At 40.8% G+C, this 16,244-nt stretch carries 14 protein-coding genes; 10 read left to right on the plus strand and 4 right to left on the minus strand.

Translation table 11 applies throughout. The features are described 5' to 3' along the window. Window positions 1-85: 85 nt before the first annotated feature. On the minus strand, window positions 86-2,050 hold the full coding sequence (gene abc-f / locus QTN47_RS05535; RefSeq protein WP_369328332.1) for a ribosomal protection-like ABC-F family protein: 1,965 nt from the start codon (window positions 2,048-2,050) through the stop codon (window positions 86-88). 203 nt (window positions 2,051-2,253) lie between these two features. Between abc-f and QTN47_RS05540 the strand changes: the two genes are divergently transcribed. Both QTN47_RS05540 and QTN47_RS05545 read left to right on the plus strand, forming a co-directional pair. Continuing rightward, complete coding sequence (locus tag QTN47_RS05540; RefSeq protein ID WP_369328333.1) at window positions 2,254-2,868, plus strand: DUF3347 domain-containing protein; 615 nt, start codon at window positions 2,254-2,256, stop codon at window positions 2,866-2,868. A 157-nt stretch (window positions 2,869-3,025) separates the two neighbouring features. Beyond that, window positions 3,026-5,380, plus strand: a complete 2,355-nt coding sequence (locus QTN47_RS05545) for a TonB-dependent receptor (protein WP_369328334.1) — start codon at window positions 3,026-3,028, stop codon at window positions 5,378-5,380. Window positions 5,381-5,773: 393 nt separating this feature from the next. Here QTN47_RS05545 and pnuC read toward each other — a convergent pair whose 3' ends face one another. Further along, entirely contained in the window at window positions 5,774-6,445 is a 672-nt protein-coding gene (gene pnuC, locus QTN47_RS05550; RefSeq protein ID WP_369328335.1) for a nicotinamide riboside transporter PnuC, read from the minus strand. Window positions 6,446-6,639: 194 nt separating this feature from the next. Between pnuC and QTN47_RS05555 the strand changes: the two genes are divergently transcribed. The 4 genes from QTN47_RS05555 (at window position 6,640) to QTN47_RS05570 (ending at window position 9,179) form a co-directional block, all read left to right on the plus strand. Further along, on the plus strand, window positions 6,640-7,062 hold the full coding sequence (locus tag QTN47_RS05555; protein WP_369328336.1) for an OsmC family protein: 423 nt from the start codon (window positions 6,640-6,642) through the stop codon (window positions 7,060-7,062). 141 nt (window positions 7,063-7,203) lie between these two features. After that, complete coding sequence (locus QTN47_RS05560; protein WP_369328337.1) at window positions 7,204-8,376, plus strand: trans-sulfuration enzyme family protein; 1,173 nt, start codon at window positions 7,204-7,206, stop codon at window positions 8,374-8,376. A 297-nt stretch (window positions 8,377-8,673) separates the two neighbouring features. Next, complete coding sequence (locus QTN47_RS05565) at window positions 8,674-8,928, plus strand: type II toxin-antitoxin system Phd/YefM family antitoxin (protein WP_369328338.1); 255 nt, start codon at window positions 8,674-8,676, stop codon at window positions 8,926-8,928. Then, window positions 8,925-9,179, plus strand: a complete 255-nt coding sequence (locus QTN47_RS05570) for a Txe/YoeB family addiction module toxin (protein ID WP_369328339.1) — start codon at window positions 8,925-8,927, stop codon at window positions 9,177-9,179. Before QTN47_RS05565 ends, QTN47_RS05570 begins: the two co-directional genes overlap by 4 nt. Before the next feature lie 264 nt (window positions 9,180-9,443). Here the strand turns inward: QTN47_RS05570 and fmt are convergent, their stop codons facing one another. Beyond that, a complete protein-coding gene (fmt, locus tag QTN47_RS05575) occupies window positions 9,444-10,379 on the minus strand; it encodes a methionyl-tRNA formyltransferase (RefSeq protein WP_369328340.1) in 936 nt (311 codons plus the stop codon). Between the two features lie 219 nt (window positions 10,380-10,598). Then, window positions 10,599-11,858 (minus strand): exo-beta-N-acetylmuramidase NamZ family protein, encoded by a 1,260-nt coding sequence (locus QTN47_RS05580; protein ID WP_369328341.1) that lies wholly within the window; start codon window positions 11,856-11,858, stop codon window positions 10,599-10,601. A 219-nt stretch (window positions 11,859-12,077) separates the two neighbouring features. Here QTN47_RS05580 and QTN47_RS05585 point away from each other — a divergent pair, with 219 nt between their 5' ends. The 4 genes from QTN47_RS05585 (at window position 12,078) to QTN47_RS05600 (ending at window position 16,209) form a co-directional block, all read left to right on the plus strand. Then, the gene (locus tag QTN47_RS05585) at window positions 12,078-12,533 is read left to right on the plus strand and encodes an FKBP-type peptidyl-prolyl cis-trans isomerase (RefSeq protein WP_369328342.1); all 456 of its coding nucleotides are present in this window, start codon (window positions 12,078-12,080) and stop codon (window positions 12,531-12,533) included. A gap of 180 nt (window positions 12,534-12,713) precedes the next feature. After that, the gene (pepT, locus tag QTN47_RS05590; protein WP_369328343.1) at window positions 12,714-13,952 is read left to right on the plus strand and encodes a peptidase T; all 1,239 of its coding nucleotides are present in this window, start codon (window positions 12,714-12,716) and stop codon (window positions 13,950-13,952) included. 242 nt (window positions 13,953-14,194) lie between these two features. Continuing rightward, window positions 14,195-14,911, plus strand: a complete 717-nt coding sequence (locus QTN47_RS05595; protein ID WP_369328344.1) for a DUF6882 domain-containing protein — start codon at window positions 14,195-14,197, stop codon at window positions 14,909-14,911. A 299-nt stretch (window positions 14,912-15,210) separates the two neighbouring features. Then, a complete protein-coding gene (locus QTN47_RS05600) occupies window positions 15,211-16,209 on the plus strand; it encodes a Gfo/Idh/MocA family protein (protein WP_369328345.1) in 999 nt (332 codons plus the stop codon). Window positions 16,210-16,244 lie beyond the last annotated feature (35 nt).

The following is a 16,244-nucleotide window of genomic DNA, read 5'->3' on the forward strand; positions in this document are numbered from 1 at the left end:
TATTTGTAAGCCGTAAATTTAAATTTGCCGGACATTACAAAAAAAGCCGCTTAAAGCGGCTTAGTTATTTTGATCAGGCTGGAGATTATTCTCCCACTTCTTCTTCCAGCTTCATGATCTTTTCGAATAATCCCTCATATTCTTTATTGGCCTCTGCTATCTTTTGCTGAACAGATTTATAGCCAGCCTCAAGACTGGTAAACTTGTTTTTATCTGAGTAGCTTTCCGGGTTGGCGAGTTCCAGTTCAAAATTGTTTTTTTCCTTATTATAGGCGTTAATTTGTTCCTCGAGTTTTGAGAATTGTTTTTGCAGGCGTTGCAGTTCTTTTTTTAATTCCCGGTTGACTGGTGTGTTGGCAGGCTTAACCACGGGCTTTTCTTCTACGATAACCGTTGGTTGAGCTGTTGCTTTGTCAATGGCTTTTTGTTTTTCCGCAGCAGCTTTCGCCTTTGCCATTCTTTCTTTCCATTCAACATATTCATCATAGCCGCCTTTAAATTCTTTTATTTCGTGATCTACGATTTCCCAGATCTTATTGGCGGTCTTGGATATAAAATAACGGTCGTGACTAACCAGTATTAACGTGCCTTCGTACTTTTTTAAAGCATCAATCAGCAGTTCAACACTATGAATATCCAGGTGGTTGGTAGGTTCATCGAGCATCAAGAAATTGGCTTTGCTGGTAATTACCTTGGCAAGCGCAACCCTCGCTTTTTCTCCTCCGCTCAGTACTTTAATTTTCTTATCTACATCATCCCCGCTAAATAAAAAACATCCCAGCAGCGATCGCAGCTCCAGTTCGGTTTTGCCGCTGCCACAGGATTTCATTTCATCCAGAATGTCGTGATTCAGATTAAGCGCTTCCAACTGGTGCTGCGCATAAAAGCTTTCTTCTACATTATGCCCCCAGATCCTTTCTCCTTCAAATTGCTCGGCGCCGGCGATAATTCTTAAAAGAGTTGATTTACCTTTTCCATTTGCACCTATCAGGGCAATCTTGTCGCCCCGGTCAATTTCCGCGCTCGCGTTTTCAACAATGGTCAGGTCGCCGAATTTTTTGGTAACATGTTTTAAAGTTGTCAAAACCCTGCCCGGTTGTTTATCCACCTGGAAATTGATCCTGAGGTTAGGTCGCTCAATTTCCACGCTTTCCACACGCTCAAGCTTGTCAAGCCTTTTCATGGCACTTTGCGCCTGTGTAGCCTTGGTAGCTTTAGCTTTAAATCGTTCAATAAAACGTTCCTGTTGTCTTATATATTCCTGCTGGTTTTCAAATGCACGTTGTTGCATTTCTATGCGCAGCTGCTTTTCTGTTTCGTAAAAAGAGTAATTGCCGGAGTAAAAATGCAGGCGCTGCTGATATAGTTCAACAATCTTGTTTACCATGCGGTCCAGGAAATACTTATCGTGACTTACAATCACAACCGATCCCTGGTAATGTTGCAGGTATTTTTCCAACCATTCAATTGAAGGAAGGTCAAGGTGGTTCGTTGGCTCATCAAGCAGCAACACATCAGGCTGTTGAAGGATCATTTTTGCCAGCAGCACACGCATGCGCCAGCCACCGCTGAACTGTTTGTAGGGCTTTTGAAGGTCGGCATTTGCAAAACCCAAACCCTGTAACACTTCTTCTGTTTTGTGGTGAATATTGTATCCGCCGAGTACTTCAAGTTCGTGAAGCTTGTCGGTATATTCAATCAATAACTTTTCGTCAGATGTTTCCTCCAGCTTTTTACCAACGGCTTCAATTTCTTTTTCCAGTTGTTTTACCCGTTCAAAGGCTCCCATGGCAACTTCAAGGATGGAATCGTTCGTGTCAAAGCTTAAAAGATCCTGGTGAAGGTAGCCAACCGTCGTATCTCTCCCTTTTTCAACCGTTCCTACAGAAGGCATATATTGGCCCACCAGTACTTTTAACAAGGTGGACTTGCCGGTTCCATTATAGCCAATAAGGCCTATACGCTCTCCCGGGTGGATATGCCATGTTGCTTCTTCAACAATAACTCTTGCTCCAAATTCAAATGTAACATTGTTCAATCCAATCAGCATGCGGTAAAATTTTTTGCAGCGCAAAACTAATAAATGTGCTTCACGTGGCAAATGTGTTACAAGCGGCGATGTTTGACACGCTTTATTCGCTACTTTTGGGTATTAAAATATTTATTAATGGGAAGCGGCAGATTTTCTTGCTCTTGCAAAATTTATGCTGGCGTTTAACGTTTACAATCAATTCACTAACAACAAAACATACGATGAAAAAGGGTTTACTGATTATTGGTTTGGCCGTTGCGGTAGTAGCAGTGTATCTTCTGTTTTTTAATAAAAGTGACGATAAAAAAGACGATGTTAAGCAGCAGCCGCTTGCTATAAGTAAAAATGATGATGCTTTTAATAAACCATTTAATGAATTTCTGAATGGATATTACACATTAAGTAATGCGTTTGTTGAATGGGATTCTACCGGGGTCGACAAGGCTGCAAACGAATTGATTCAACTGGCCGGTAAAGTTCCGTACGAGAAAATTAAAGCAGATAGCTCTATTGTTAGCACCGGTAAAAGTTTTTCTGATAACGTGATTGCGGAAAGCAAGGGAATTGTAGGTGAGCCAACATTGGAAGGCAAAAGAAGATCTTTTTATACATTGTCTGAAAACCTGTATAATCTTATAAGAACAGTGCAGTACGATCAGCAGGTAATCTATCATTTCAAATGTCCGATGGCATTTAACGATAATGAAGAAGCGTTTTGGATCAGCAATAACAGCGCAGTAACAAATCCCTACCTTGGAAAAAAGCATCCTAAGTATAAAGGTTCAATGATCTCTTGCGGTAATGTGACTGATTCAATAGACTTCAGGCAGAAATAATATTATTGCTGAAGTTGATGTTATACTGTATGAAAGTAATGGTGGTCATGATAACATAATATTTATAGCTTACAGCAGTAAGATTAACATATGCATGGTTTTTGCTAACCCTTCCTGTCGCAAAACACGAAGGGTTTTTTATTATATAATGAATTACATGAAGCATGCAATATTAACCGGGGCTTTCGTTTTTTTACTATTGTGTGCTTTTGGTCAGCGAAAGTTCACATTGCACGGATATATCCGGGATTCAGCTTCCGGAGAAGCATTGATTGGGGCTAACCTTTCCATTTTAAAGAAGAATGAAAGCACTGTATCCAATCAATATGGTTTTTATTCGATAACACTCGACAGTGGTAAGTATGATATTGTCTGTACCTATGTTGGTTACCAGCCACAAGTAATTTCTGTTGATCTTATCAGCAATACACAGTCAAATATTTTGTTGGGATCCTACAGCGCTAATATTGAAAATGTAACTGTAACCGCAACGAAGAAGGAAAGCAACATAAAGGGCGCGCAGATGGGTAAGCTTGATCTGTCGATGAATACTGTTAAAGCGCTGCCTGCTATCCTTGGTGAGACAGATATATTAAAGACGATCCAACTCATGCCCGGTGTAAGAAATGCGGGTGAAGGAAATTCCGGGTTCTATGTTCGTGGTGGTGGTCCGGATCAGAACCTGATCATGCTGGATGATGCTGTTGTATACAATACCGGTCACTTATTTGGATTCTTCTCCGTATTTAACTCCGATGCTATCAAAAGCCTTTCTCTTATTAAAGGAGGTATGCCTGCGCAATATGGCGGCAGGCTGGCATCTGTGGTTGATGTTTCTATGAAGGAAGGTAATCTTAATAAGATGGAAGTGGATGCCGGAATTGGTTTGATCGCGTCAAGATTTTCCATTCAGGGGCCTATCAAAAAACAGAAATCATCGTTCATGGTTTCTGCAAGAAGAACTTACCTGGATGTATTGATCAAACCTTTTATTAGCAAGAACAGTTCGTTCTATGGATCCGGGTATTATTTCTATGATCTGAATGCTAAAATGAATTTTATATTTTCTCCCAAAGACAGACTTTATGTAAGTGGTTATTTCGGTCGCGATGTATTTAATTATGAAAACAGGAAACGTTCTTTCAATATTAATGTGCCATGGGGAAATGCGACAGCAACGCTAAGATGGAACCATGTGTTTAGTCGCAAAATGTTTGCAAATACAACAGTTGTATACAGCGATTATAAGTTTGATTTTGCCGGTGAACAAAATGATTTTTTGGTTAAGTTGTCTTCAGGTATAAAAGATGTTAATATAAAACTGGATGTTGACTATTACCCAACCCCCGCTCATAAAATAAAATTCGGCGGCTTAAGCACCTTCCACACTTTTTTGCCAAATGTTGCCAGCGGTTCTCAGGATACGGTAACATTCACACCCAACAATGCTGTTAAGAAATTTGCTAACGAAGCGGCAATTTATATACAGGATGAATGGGATATAAACAGAAAATTCAGAGTTAACGCAGGGCTCCGGTACAGCAGGTTTATGCAGTTAGGGCGTTATACTTCTTACACTCGCGATGACAATGGCAATAAGCTTGATAGTACGGTTTATGGAAGGGGAGAAGTAGTAAAAAGTTATGGTGGCTTTGAACCGAGATTGACCTTACGGTATGCCATTGACGATGTAAGTTCAATAAAAGCCGGCATAACCCGCAATCTTCAATATATACACCTGGTGAGTAATTCGGGAACTACTTTGCCGACTGATATCTGGGTGCCCAGTACTTACAGGGTAAAACCGCAAATGGGCTGGCAATACGCTTTAGGCTACTTCCGGAATCTGAATAATAACATGTTCGAAACATCATTGGAAGTGTATTATAAAAACATGCAGAACCAGGTTGAATATAAAGAAGGCTATACGCCTAATTTTAATGATGTAGAAGAAAGCTTTGTATTTGGAAAAGGATGGGCATACGGCGCCGAATTATTTGTTCATAAACTTCAGGGACGGCTTACGGGTTGGATTGGTTATACGCTCAGTTGGACCTGGCGCAAATTTCCGGATTTAAATAGCGGGAAAACTTATCCGGGTAAATATGATCGCCGCCATGATCTCTCTGTTGTAGCAATGTATGAGCTTAGCAAGAAATGGAAATTGTCTTCTGTCTTTGTCTTCGGCACAGGTAATGCCATCTCCCTGCCAGAACGGTTTTATTTTATTGAAGGTACATTAACCCAGGAGTACAGCCGGATCAATGCTTACAGAATGGAGCCTTATCACAGGCTTGATCTTTCTGCCACGTACACGCCACATCCTGAAAAGCAAAAGAAATTTAAAACCAACTGGGTGTTCAGTATTTACAATGCATACAGCAGGCTCAATCCTTATTTCTATTATTTTGACCAGGAAGGAAATCTCACTAATGGAAATCTTACAGTGACTGCAAAGAAGGTGGCGCTGTTTCCGATTATTCCGGCGGTGACGTGGAATGTGAAGTTTTGAGGAAAGGCGTGAGGTGTGAGGTATCAAGCGTCAGGTTGTGTGTACGATGTACGATGTTAGATGCCTGCCCGTACCGACGGCACGTTCGGGCTGGTACGATGTGTGCGGATGGCTGATCGCTGATTTTCTGATTTCTTCAAGTGTAGCAGTTAAATTAAACATCGCCGCCTTTTTAAGAGGCAATCAAAAAAACACATACATGCATTTCATTTACATTGTGTGCGGTATATCAAATCAGACATCAGATATCACACATCGTACACCGTACCCGCCCGAACGTGCCGTCGGTACGGGCAGGCATCTTACATCGTACATTAAATCAGAGATCAGCAAATCAGACATTAGACATTCACACACATCGTACACCGTACACCGTACATCTGACATCGTACATTATACATTCCCGATTTTCTGGTATTTTTTATATTCTTTCATCCAATGCAACAAGCCGAAGGTAGCAATGATGGTGAATGCGAAATATTCGAGGCTATAGAACTTGATGCCCTTGATATAATAAAGAACGGTGGCAACAATATCAACCAAAATCCAGATAATCCAGCATTCTATCTTTTTCTGGATCATGAAGAAAGTGGTTACAATGCTCATGGTCAGGATAAAGGAATCGGCGTAAGGGTAGGCGCTGGGTTTGGCAAACACGATGGGAAACCATTCGTGCAGGCGACTGGCTGTTGCACCTACAACAACAGTTCCTGCCAGTCCTAATGCCATTAATAATGTGAGTTGTGATACACGCATATAGCTCACTTTCAACTGGTGTTTTTTATCTTCCTCTTCCGGTCTTGGATTGGCCCATCGCCACCATCCGATAATATTTGTCACGAAGAAAAATATCTGCAGGAACATGTCCGGATACAGTTGAACCTGGAAGTACAATATAAAGGCGAGTATCACATTGATGATGCCGATCGGCCAGCTCCAGATATTGGCTTTGGCGGAAAGCCAGATGGCTGTTAAACCTGTAATCACCCCAAAAAATTCAATATAACTCATAGGATATCCCATGATATTGAAAAAAATATGGGAGACATCAAAGAAGTTTTTCATGTATTATCTATTGATAAGTGGCGCGGAAATTACATTAAAATGCTTCCCCGGGAAACAAAAAGCCCAAAATGTTCAAATGGCGCAGTATTGGGTCTGAAAAAGCTCAACTATAAAGTATTGTTTTTTGTTATACCTAAACGGCTAACGCATGTTATCCCAAAATAGAATAAATTCGCAAACTTTAATTTTAGGGTATGATCAGGATTGAACTATCAAGAAAAGAGAACGATTTTGGTTTCGAAGCCACAGATGCAAACGGGCATACGGTAAAAATGGACACAAGTCCCGATAGCGGCGGGCATAACTACGGTGTAAGACCAATGCAGATGTTGTTGATGGGCTTAGCTGGCTGTAGTGCTATTGATGTCATCAGCATTTTGAAAAAACAACGCCAGGAAGTAAGAGATTACAAAATGGTAGTAGATGGCGAGCGTGAAGCTGGTAAAGAGCCTTCTCTTTGGAAAACGATAAACGTAGAGTTCCATATTTATGGAGATGTTGACGAAGACAAAGCGAAACGTGCCGTTGAACTGTCTGTAGACAAATATTGTTCAGTGGCTGCAACCCTGAAAGAAGCTGGTGCAGAGCTGGATTGGAAAGTATTTATACATAAGTAAAAAGTCAAAAGAAAAAAGTAAAAATTTTGCGACTTCGTTCTGTTGCCAAAACATGGAAAGTCGCACAGAGGCTTTTGACTTTTGAATTTTTACTTTTGACTTTGACTTCTCTTCCGTTTAAAACAACGCAACAACTTAATAATGTCAGATAATAATTTACATCCTATTTCACAGGCTGTCCGTATCCAGACGCCAACAACATGGCAGGGCGAGCATTCAACACCATTGTATTTAACCAGCAGCTTCAAGTTTGAAGAGGCAGATGATATGAGAGGTGCTTTTGCCGAAGAGAACGATGATAATATTTATACACGCTTTAGCAATCCTAACGTAGACGAATTTGTGCAGAAAATGGTGGCGCTGGAAGGGGCTGAAGCTGGCTTTGCAACAGCATCGGGAATGGCAGCTGTTTTTTCTTCGATGTTTGCTTTGCTGAAACAAGGTGATCACCTTATTTGTTGCAGCTCAGTGTTTGGAAGCACATTTACCATTGTTACAAAATATCTACCTAAATACGGCATAGAGTGTACACTTGTTGCTGCAGATGATAAAGATGCATGGGAGAAAGCTGTTAAGCCAAACACAAAGATGATTTACCTGGAAACTCCAACCAATCCTCAATTGGAGATCATTGATCTTGAGTGGGCAGGTCAGCTGGCTAAAAAGCACAACCTTATTTTGAATGTGGACAATTGCTTTGCAACTCCGTTGTTACAAAGGCCAATTGAATACGGTGCTAATTTGTCTGTGCATTCAGCGACAAAATGGATAGACGGACAAGGACGCGTATTAGGTGGAGTTGTTGTTGGTGATGCTGCATTGATAAGGGAAATTTACCTGTTCTGCAGAAATACAGGACCGTCGTTGTCTCCATTTAATGCATGGGTCTTAAGCAAAAGCCTGGAGACATTGGATGTGCGCTTGCAAAGACATTGTGAGAATGCCCTGAAAGTGGCACAGGTACTGGAAGAGCATCCCAATGTTTCCTGGGTAAAATATCCCTTCCTGCCAAGCCATCCTCAATATGAAATAGCAAAAAAACAAATGAAAGCCGGCGGTGGCATTGTATGTTTTGAAATAAAAGGCGGACTGGAAGCAGGCAAGAAATTCCTGAACTCATTGAAGATGTTATCAATGACGGCAAATCTTGGAGATTCAAGAAGTATTGCTTCTCACCCTGCAAGTACAACGCACTCCAAATTAAGTGAAGAAGAAAGATTATCAGTGGGCATAACTCCGGGATTGATCAGGGTTTCTGTAGGGCTGGAATATGTTGATGACATTATTAAGGATATTGTGCAGGCGTTGGGATGAGGAAAGTGAATGGTGAATAGTCAATAGTGAAAGGTGCGAGTTGCGAAGTAATTTGTGACAACAAAATTGTGCAACTGTTCTATCAAATAAAAAAGATAAAAAGCGGAAGTAGTCATTTTACTTCCGCTTTTTGTTTTGTAAGAGTTGATTTTTATTGAAAGATGATTTTCGACAATAAATCGTATTGATGAGTTTTTTTTATTTGTACATATGCACCTATCAACGTTATTGGAATTGTTGTACAATTATTTGTACAATATGGTGTGGAAATTGCTATTTTTGTAAAAAAGAAGTTTGATGGAAATTACGACCTATTCGTCTTTCAGACAGCACCTCAAGGAATATCTTGATAAAATCTTTACTAATCATTCGGCCCTTTTTGTTACAAGAACAAAAGGCGAAGATGTCGTGGTGATGTCGAAACAAGATTATGATAGTATTATGGAAACTTTTTATTTACTGCGAAGTCCTAAAAATGCAGCCCGGATTTTGAGTGCGCTTGAAGAATATAACAAAGGCAAAGGAAAAGAACAGAAACTAATAGAAGAATGAAAGTGATCTTTATTAACGAAGCCTGGGAGGATTATTTGTATTGGCAGAAAACTGATAAAAATGTTTTGAAGAAAATAAATACGCTCATTAAAGAATCTTTTAAATCGCCCCACACTGGAGTTGGCAAACCGGAACCACTTAAATATGATTTGGCAGGCTGGTGGAGCAGACGAATAGATATTGAGCATAGGCTTGTGTATAAAGTTGAGGCAGGCGCCATTATAATCCTTCAATGCCGCTATCATTACTAAGTCAGAATAGATAACACTGCGGCACTTTGTCTTTTCACAATTCATTACTAGTTTAACAGAGAATGGTCAATAATGAAATGTGCGAATTGCGGAATTTTTGTGACAACAAAACTGTGCAACTGTTCTTTCAAATAAGATAAAAAAAGCGGAAGTAAGAATGATTACTTCCGCTTTTTCATTTATAAGATCTTGTTCTATTAATTACGTGGCGTGAGTAAAATTACGCTGCTGCACCTTTCACTATTGATTATTCACTTTTCACCATTAAGAGAATCGATGCCCCCTCAAAAAATCTTCAACCTTCATTCTTTTTTTGCCTTCAAGCTGAAGCTCTGTAATGTGAATAAAGCCATCGCTGCAGGCAAACTTTAAATAGGATTTTTGGTCAGTATGGAAAGAGCCCGGCTCAAAACTGTGATTTGTAATTTCTCTTTTGCCGCGATAAAGTTTTAGCATCTTTTCATTCAGATAAGTGAAGGCGCCGGGGAATGGTGAAAGACCGCGAATGAGATTGTGAACTTCGTCTACACTTTTACTCCAATCAACTTTGCAGGTTTCGGTAAATATTTTTGGCGCATGACGAAGTTCCGATTCGGGGAAGGATGACTGGCTTACTTCCTGCAACGTTCCTTCTGAAAGTTGCTGCAATGTTTTTACAAGTAGCCGCGCGCCGACCATCATCATTTCATCATGTAATTCGCCGGCGGTTTCGTCTTCACTGATGTCAATTGTGTCCTGTAATAATATATTCCCGGTATCTATGGCATGTTGCAATTTAAAAGTGGTGACGCCTGTTTGCTTTTCTCCGTTGATGATTGCCCAATTGATGGGGGCAGCTCCTCTGTATTGGGGAAGTAGCGAACCATGTACGTTGATGGTGCCTGATGGTGGCATGTTCCATACAATTTCCGGAAGCATGCGAAATGCTACCACAATTTGAACATCTGCGTTCAACGATTTGAGTGATTCAATAAACTCAGGATTTTTCAGTTTCTCAGGTTGCAAAATATTCAGACCTTTTTCAACGGCATATTTTTTCACAGCACTTTCATTCATTTTCATGCCACGTCCTGCGGGTTTATCAGGTGCGGTAATAACGCCAACAATATTTCCACCTGCTTCAACCAGCGCATTCAGCGAAGCCACAGCAAAATCGGGCGTACCCATAAAAACAATCCTGAGATCTTTAAAATTCTTCATCGCAACAACTTTAGCTTATAAAACGCGAATATCTGCATATTTAGCAACCTGCCTGCCAATACCGCCCTCAATTTTACAATCACACGAAAATTAAATAAACACTTCATTCACACATCCGCACATTCACACATCCGGACATTCACACATCTGCACATTCACACATCTGCACATTTGCACATCCGCACATTTGCATATTCGCACATCCGCACATTCGCCCATTTACTCATACAACAAATACTTTCTTCTTATTTTTTTAAATGCATCCAGTGCCGGCTGCCAGCTCTCGCGAATTTCTTCCTCTGATCTGCCTTCTGTTATTTGCTGCATAAGTGTGCTATTCCCTGCAAGTTTGTTGAAAAAATAATCTTCAGGTCTGCCCGATTTTGGTTTTATGAAGAATGAGTCTTTTGCCGGAAATTGTTTATATGCATTCAGCAACCAACGGAGCTGTATTTGTGTAGGAAATGCCTCTTTTGTTTCAAAGAGATTCCACCCATAGCAACGCTTGTCTTTCAATTTCGGATCTTTTGCACCAGCAGTGCTTTCCGGAGTAAATGCATACAGGAAATTTGGCAAAGACGGGTGACCAAATATTTGAAAAGGATGAGGTGTGCCTCTGCCCTCGCTTAGTACTGTACCTTCAAAAAAACAGGTGGACGGATACCAGTAAACGGAACCCATCTCAGCCAAATTGGGAGAAGGTTGTACCGGCAATTCATATTTTTTTGCATGTGTATAGTTCTTGCATTTGATCACCGTTAGTTTGAAATCCGGCCTTTCCTGTTCAAAGCCCAGTGCTTCACCCAGGGTAATACGCTTATCCTGCTTGCGGATAAATTTCCAGTCGAGCCATTGTTCTCCAAGTAACATTTTAGCATATTCGCCAATGGTCATGCCATAAACTACGGGAACTGGTTGCATTCCGACAAAGCTTTTATAGGTGGGCTCAAGCACAGGACCATCTACATAAAAGCTGTTGGGGTTGGGCCTGTCAAGAACAATAAGCGGCTTGTTATTCGAAATAGCACTTTCTATCAAACCCTGCAGGGATGAGATATAGGTATAGAACCGCACACCAACGTCCTGTATGTCAAACAGCAATATGTCTACATCTATGAGATCCTGTGGAGTTGGTTTTGTTTTGCTTCCATATAGGGAAATTACAGTAATGCCTGTCGCCTCATCCTTATATGTGTCCACTTTTTCTCCTGCATCTGCTGTACCGCGAAAGCCATGTTCAGGACCGAATATCCTGGTTATTGTAATACCCAGTCTTGTAAGCGTATCGATGAGATGTGTCTGATTAATCATCGATGTCTGATTAGCAAAAACACCAATGCGCTTACCTTTTAATAATGGAATGTATTCACTTGTTTGAAAGGCTCCGGGTAATATGGCAGTGGCCCTGGATGTTCGCGGCTGAGAAAAGGCAGCACATCCTATTAGAAACATTGCCATGCATAACATCAACTGTTTCATGCAGATTATTTACCTGCTAATGTATAAACGTTTATGATTATTGCCCATTTTCTTTTAAGGTGCCACAGAGTTCGGTCCTCAATGATTTGTAGACGGCAAATGAGGTTAAAAGAGTTATGTATTTTCCGATTATACTCTTACCTTTCCGCCGGATTTCAGTTTATGCCGTTGTTGCAATTAATGATGGGCTGATTTCCGAAAATCAACCAAAATGTATTTATGCAACAAGTAAAACAAGGTGACAAAGTTAGAGTGCATTATCACGGAAAGTTAACCGACGGAACTACTTTTGACAGCAGTGAAGGTCGTGAGCCACTTGAGTTTGAAGTGGGAAGTGGGATGGTAATTCCGGGATTTGACAATGGTGTTTTAGGTATGAGTGTTGGTGATAAGAGAACTGTTGAAATTCCTGCTGAAGAAGCTTATGGTCCAAGAAATGACCAATATATCACCGAGTTTCCAAAAGACCGTTTCCCTGAAGATATGACACCTGAAGTTGGCATGCAACTGGCTATGAGCGATGGTCAGGGTCAACAGATCCCTGTTGTAATTACTGAAGTGCTGGAAGATGTTGTTGTGCTTGATGCCAATCATCCGTTGGCAGGTGAAGATCTTGTTTTTGATATTGAGCTTGTTGAAATAGTTGGAGGAAGCCCACTGATCATCATGCCGTAATAAGCAATAAATTTATTGAGAGAAGCTCTGCAGATCCCCGGATTTGCGGAGCTTTTTATTAATGGACGGTTGAAAATTGACAACTGTAAATGTTTGAAAAAATATTCAGGCTGGTCATTTTTGATTTTTGACTTTTGGTTTTTGACTTTTAATTTGTGTTGCCAAAAAATATTGACCGATATGGATAATTATGCTTTTACTGTTGCAGAGAGATTTATGCGTTACGTTCAGATAGATACTCAAAGTGATGTTGATTCAGCATCATTCCCCACAACTCAGAAGCAAAAGCAATTGAGTAACCTTTTGGCGCAGGAGCTTAAGGAGATGGGAATACGTGATGCTGAAGCAGATGAATTTGGTTATGTGTATGCAACAATACCAGCAACAATTTCCGAAAAAAGGCCGGTGGTGTGTTTTTGCGCGCATGTAGATACAGCTCCTGATTGTAGTGGTACCAATGTAAAGCCCATACTCCACAAAAAATTTGAAGGCAAAGACATTGTTCTGCCTGATGATGGTACGCAGGTTTTATCAGTTAACGAATATCCCTATCTGGAAAAACATATCGGAAGCGACATTATAACGGCCAGCGGATTGACGTTGCTTGGTGCAGACGATAAAAGCGGGGTTGCTATTATAATGGATATGGCTCATTATCTTCTTACACATAAAGAAGTAAAACACGGTGAAATAAAAATTCTTTTTACACCGGACGAAGAAGTGGGTAAAGGAACCGCGAAAGTGAACCTGGCAAAGCTGGGTGCAGATTTTGCTTTTACGTTAGATGGCGGGGAAGCCGGTACATTTGAAGATGAAACATTTAGTGCGAATGCCGTTCGTATAACAATTAACGGTGTTATTGCTCATCCTGGTTATGCTAAAGATAAACTGGTGAATGCTATTAAAATTGCCGGAGATATTCTTGCTATGCTGCCAAAGCATTCGTTCAGTCCGGAAACAACAAGCGGCAGGGAAGGCTTCGTGCATCCTGTTGGTATAAACGGTATCGCTGAACAGGCTACACTTGATTTTATTATCCGTGATTTCGAAACTTCGAATCTTGCCAAATACGAATTGCGGCTAAAAGCTATTGTTGAAGAAGTTTTGCAACAATATCCAAAAGCAACTTTCGAATTTGATGTTACAGAACAATATCGCAACATGAAAGAGGTGTTGGCTGAGCATCCTGACATAGCCCGGATGGCTGAAGAAGCATATAAAAGATCAGGACTGGAATTTGTGAAAGAGCCTATACGCGGTGGTACTGATGGCAGCAGGCTGAGCTTCATGGGTTTGCCATGCCCCAATATTTTTACGGGTATGCAGGCTATTCACAGCCGTAAAGAGTGGATAGGCGTTAAGGATATGTACAAGGCAGTTGAAGTTTTAGTAAATTTGGCGCAGGTAATCGCAGAATAACGTTGTAATCATATAATTGTTGAGGGTTTTACCGAAAAAAAATCATAACATCTTGCATGAGTGAACGAATTGATTTATTTTTAAGACCACTTATACTTCATTTCTCCAATATCCCTCTCAACGATTGCATGCACGAAAAGAACATTAATCTTGGTGGTTTATGAATGTTACGGAGATAAAAAAGATATTTAATTGTATTTGAAACGTGGATTTCAGGTGCAAACCATTAAACCTAGCTGTGCATGAGTTTTTTAAAAAAATTATTCGGGCAAAAAGAGTCGCTGGAATCAAAGTTGCCGACCAATTTGCCTCCTGCTACATCCGTACAACAATTACTGGAAACGTATGGCGGAATAGTATTGGAAAAGCAGCGGAACTTTGAGGATCTTATCGGTGACAGGTCATGGCAATTTGAGATGGCCACAGGAGAAATTACATTCGGAGAAGATCTGCACTTCCCTGTTCAGATCCTTGGCACATGGTCGTCAGGTACCTGGCTGGCTGCATGGGCCAATGATAAATCCGGCATTCCCGCCTCTTTGTTGGAACAAACTTTTCTGTTGAAAAAATATGGAGAAGAGAATGATATTGATCTTCTTCGGATCTCAACATTTGAAGGTGACAAAAATGAAGGGCTGATCATTTCAATGATCGCTTCAGGACTGTTTGGATCTGGCTGTTATTATGCTGCGGATTATGGCGATGGAATTATGTTTGTTACAATCGATGCAAAATATCTGTTACCTGCAAATTCCGGAAGTCATCAAAAAGCCTTCGCATCATTTTCGCAACTTATTTCACTGTTCGATGTAAATCACCGAGCAGCCTTTAGAAATTACCTCAAGGCAAAAGGCTACGACGTTACAGAAGAAGGTTCTGTTGTTTATGGCATGAAGGACAGTCTTGCTATAATCGGCGACTTTGATGAGGCTGACAGGCTGGTTAATTTGAAAGGATGAGCGGATGTACGGTGTTAGATGTAAGATGTACGATGTGTGATTTAAGTACGAAGTACGATTTACGAAGTACGGAGGTGCAGCATCGTGAGAGAATGTGGGACGTTAGATATATGGTGTACGATGTTAAAGTATGACGTGCGATTTACAAAGTTTAACAAAGCCATACCTCACACCTTACGCCTCACGCTTGATCCTGATGCCTGAAACCTTACACCTGATAGCTGACTGCCGATAGCAAAAACCGCTCTTTCTTCTTTCCCTAAAAGTATTTACTTTCAGGGCCGTTTAAAATAACTGCCATGAAAGAAAAAATAAGATGGGGGATATTAGGTCCGGGCCGTATTGCAAGGAAGTTTGCAAGTGATTTAAAGTTAGTAGAAGATGCAGAACTTGTTGCTGTTGGCTCGCGCTCTCTAAGCTCAGCAGAAGCTTTTGCTAAAGATTTTCCCGTACAATATATCCATGACAGTTACGAAGGCCTCGTAAAAAATGATGATGTGGACGTGATCTATATAGCCACGCCGCACAGTTTTCATTACGAGAATACCTTGCTTTGCCTTAACTATAATAAGGCTGTCCTTTGCGAAAAGCCATTCGCAATTAATAGCAGACAGGCCAGGGAAATGATCGCGTTGGCTAAAGAAAAGAAGGTATTTCTGATGGAAGCGATGTGGTCGAAATTTCTGCCTCATTTCAATAAAGTGCGCGAAATGATCGCTAATGGCGAGCTCGGCGAAGTAAAAAGTTTTCACTCAAATTTTGGTTTTAAGCCCGTTGAACCTATAGCGCCCAGGATCTTCGATCCGGCATTAGGCGGTGGAACTATTTTGGATATTGGTATCTACAACATATTTTGGGCGATGAGTATGCTGGGTGAGCCACAAAGCGTTTCTGCTACCGTTTCGCCGAATGCTACAGGAGTTGACGAGCAATGCGCTGTGTTATTTACTTATAAGAATGGTGCAATGGCTCAGTTGTATTCAACATTCACGAGTAACCTGGCCACCGATGCTGATATATGTGGCGACAAAGGACGTATCAGGTTGACTACAAGATTCTACGAGCCTTCCGCTACCATTGAATATTATCCACAGCATGTAGACAGTAAACAGATAGTTGAAGTGGATAAGGAGCCTGGTTTTGGCTATCAATATGAAGCCCGCCATGTAAACGAATGTCTGAAAAAGGGTCTTACCGAAAGTCCAATTATGTCATTCGATGATACGCTTAAGTTGATGGAAATGCTGGACAAGGTCAGAAGTTTAGGAGGCGTAAAATATCCTGAAGACGACGTTTAAAACAGTTAGTCAATTCGCCTTTTGCTGAAAATTTT

The organism is Danxiaibacter flavus (genome assembly GCF_041060425.1).
Classification (GTDB): domain Bacteria; phylum Bacteroidota; class Bacteroidia; order Chitinophagales; family Chitinophagaceae; genus Danxiaibacter; species Danxiaibacter flavus.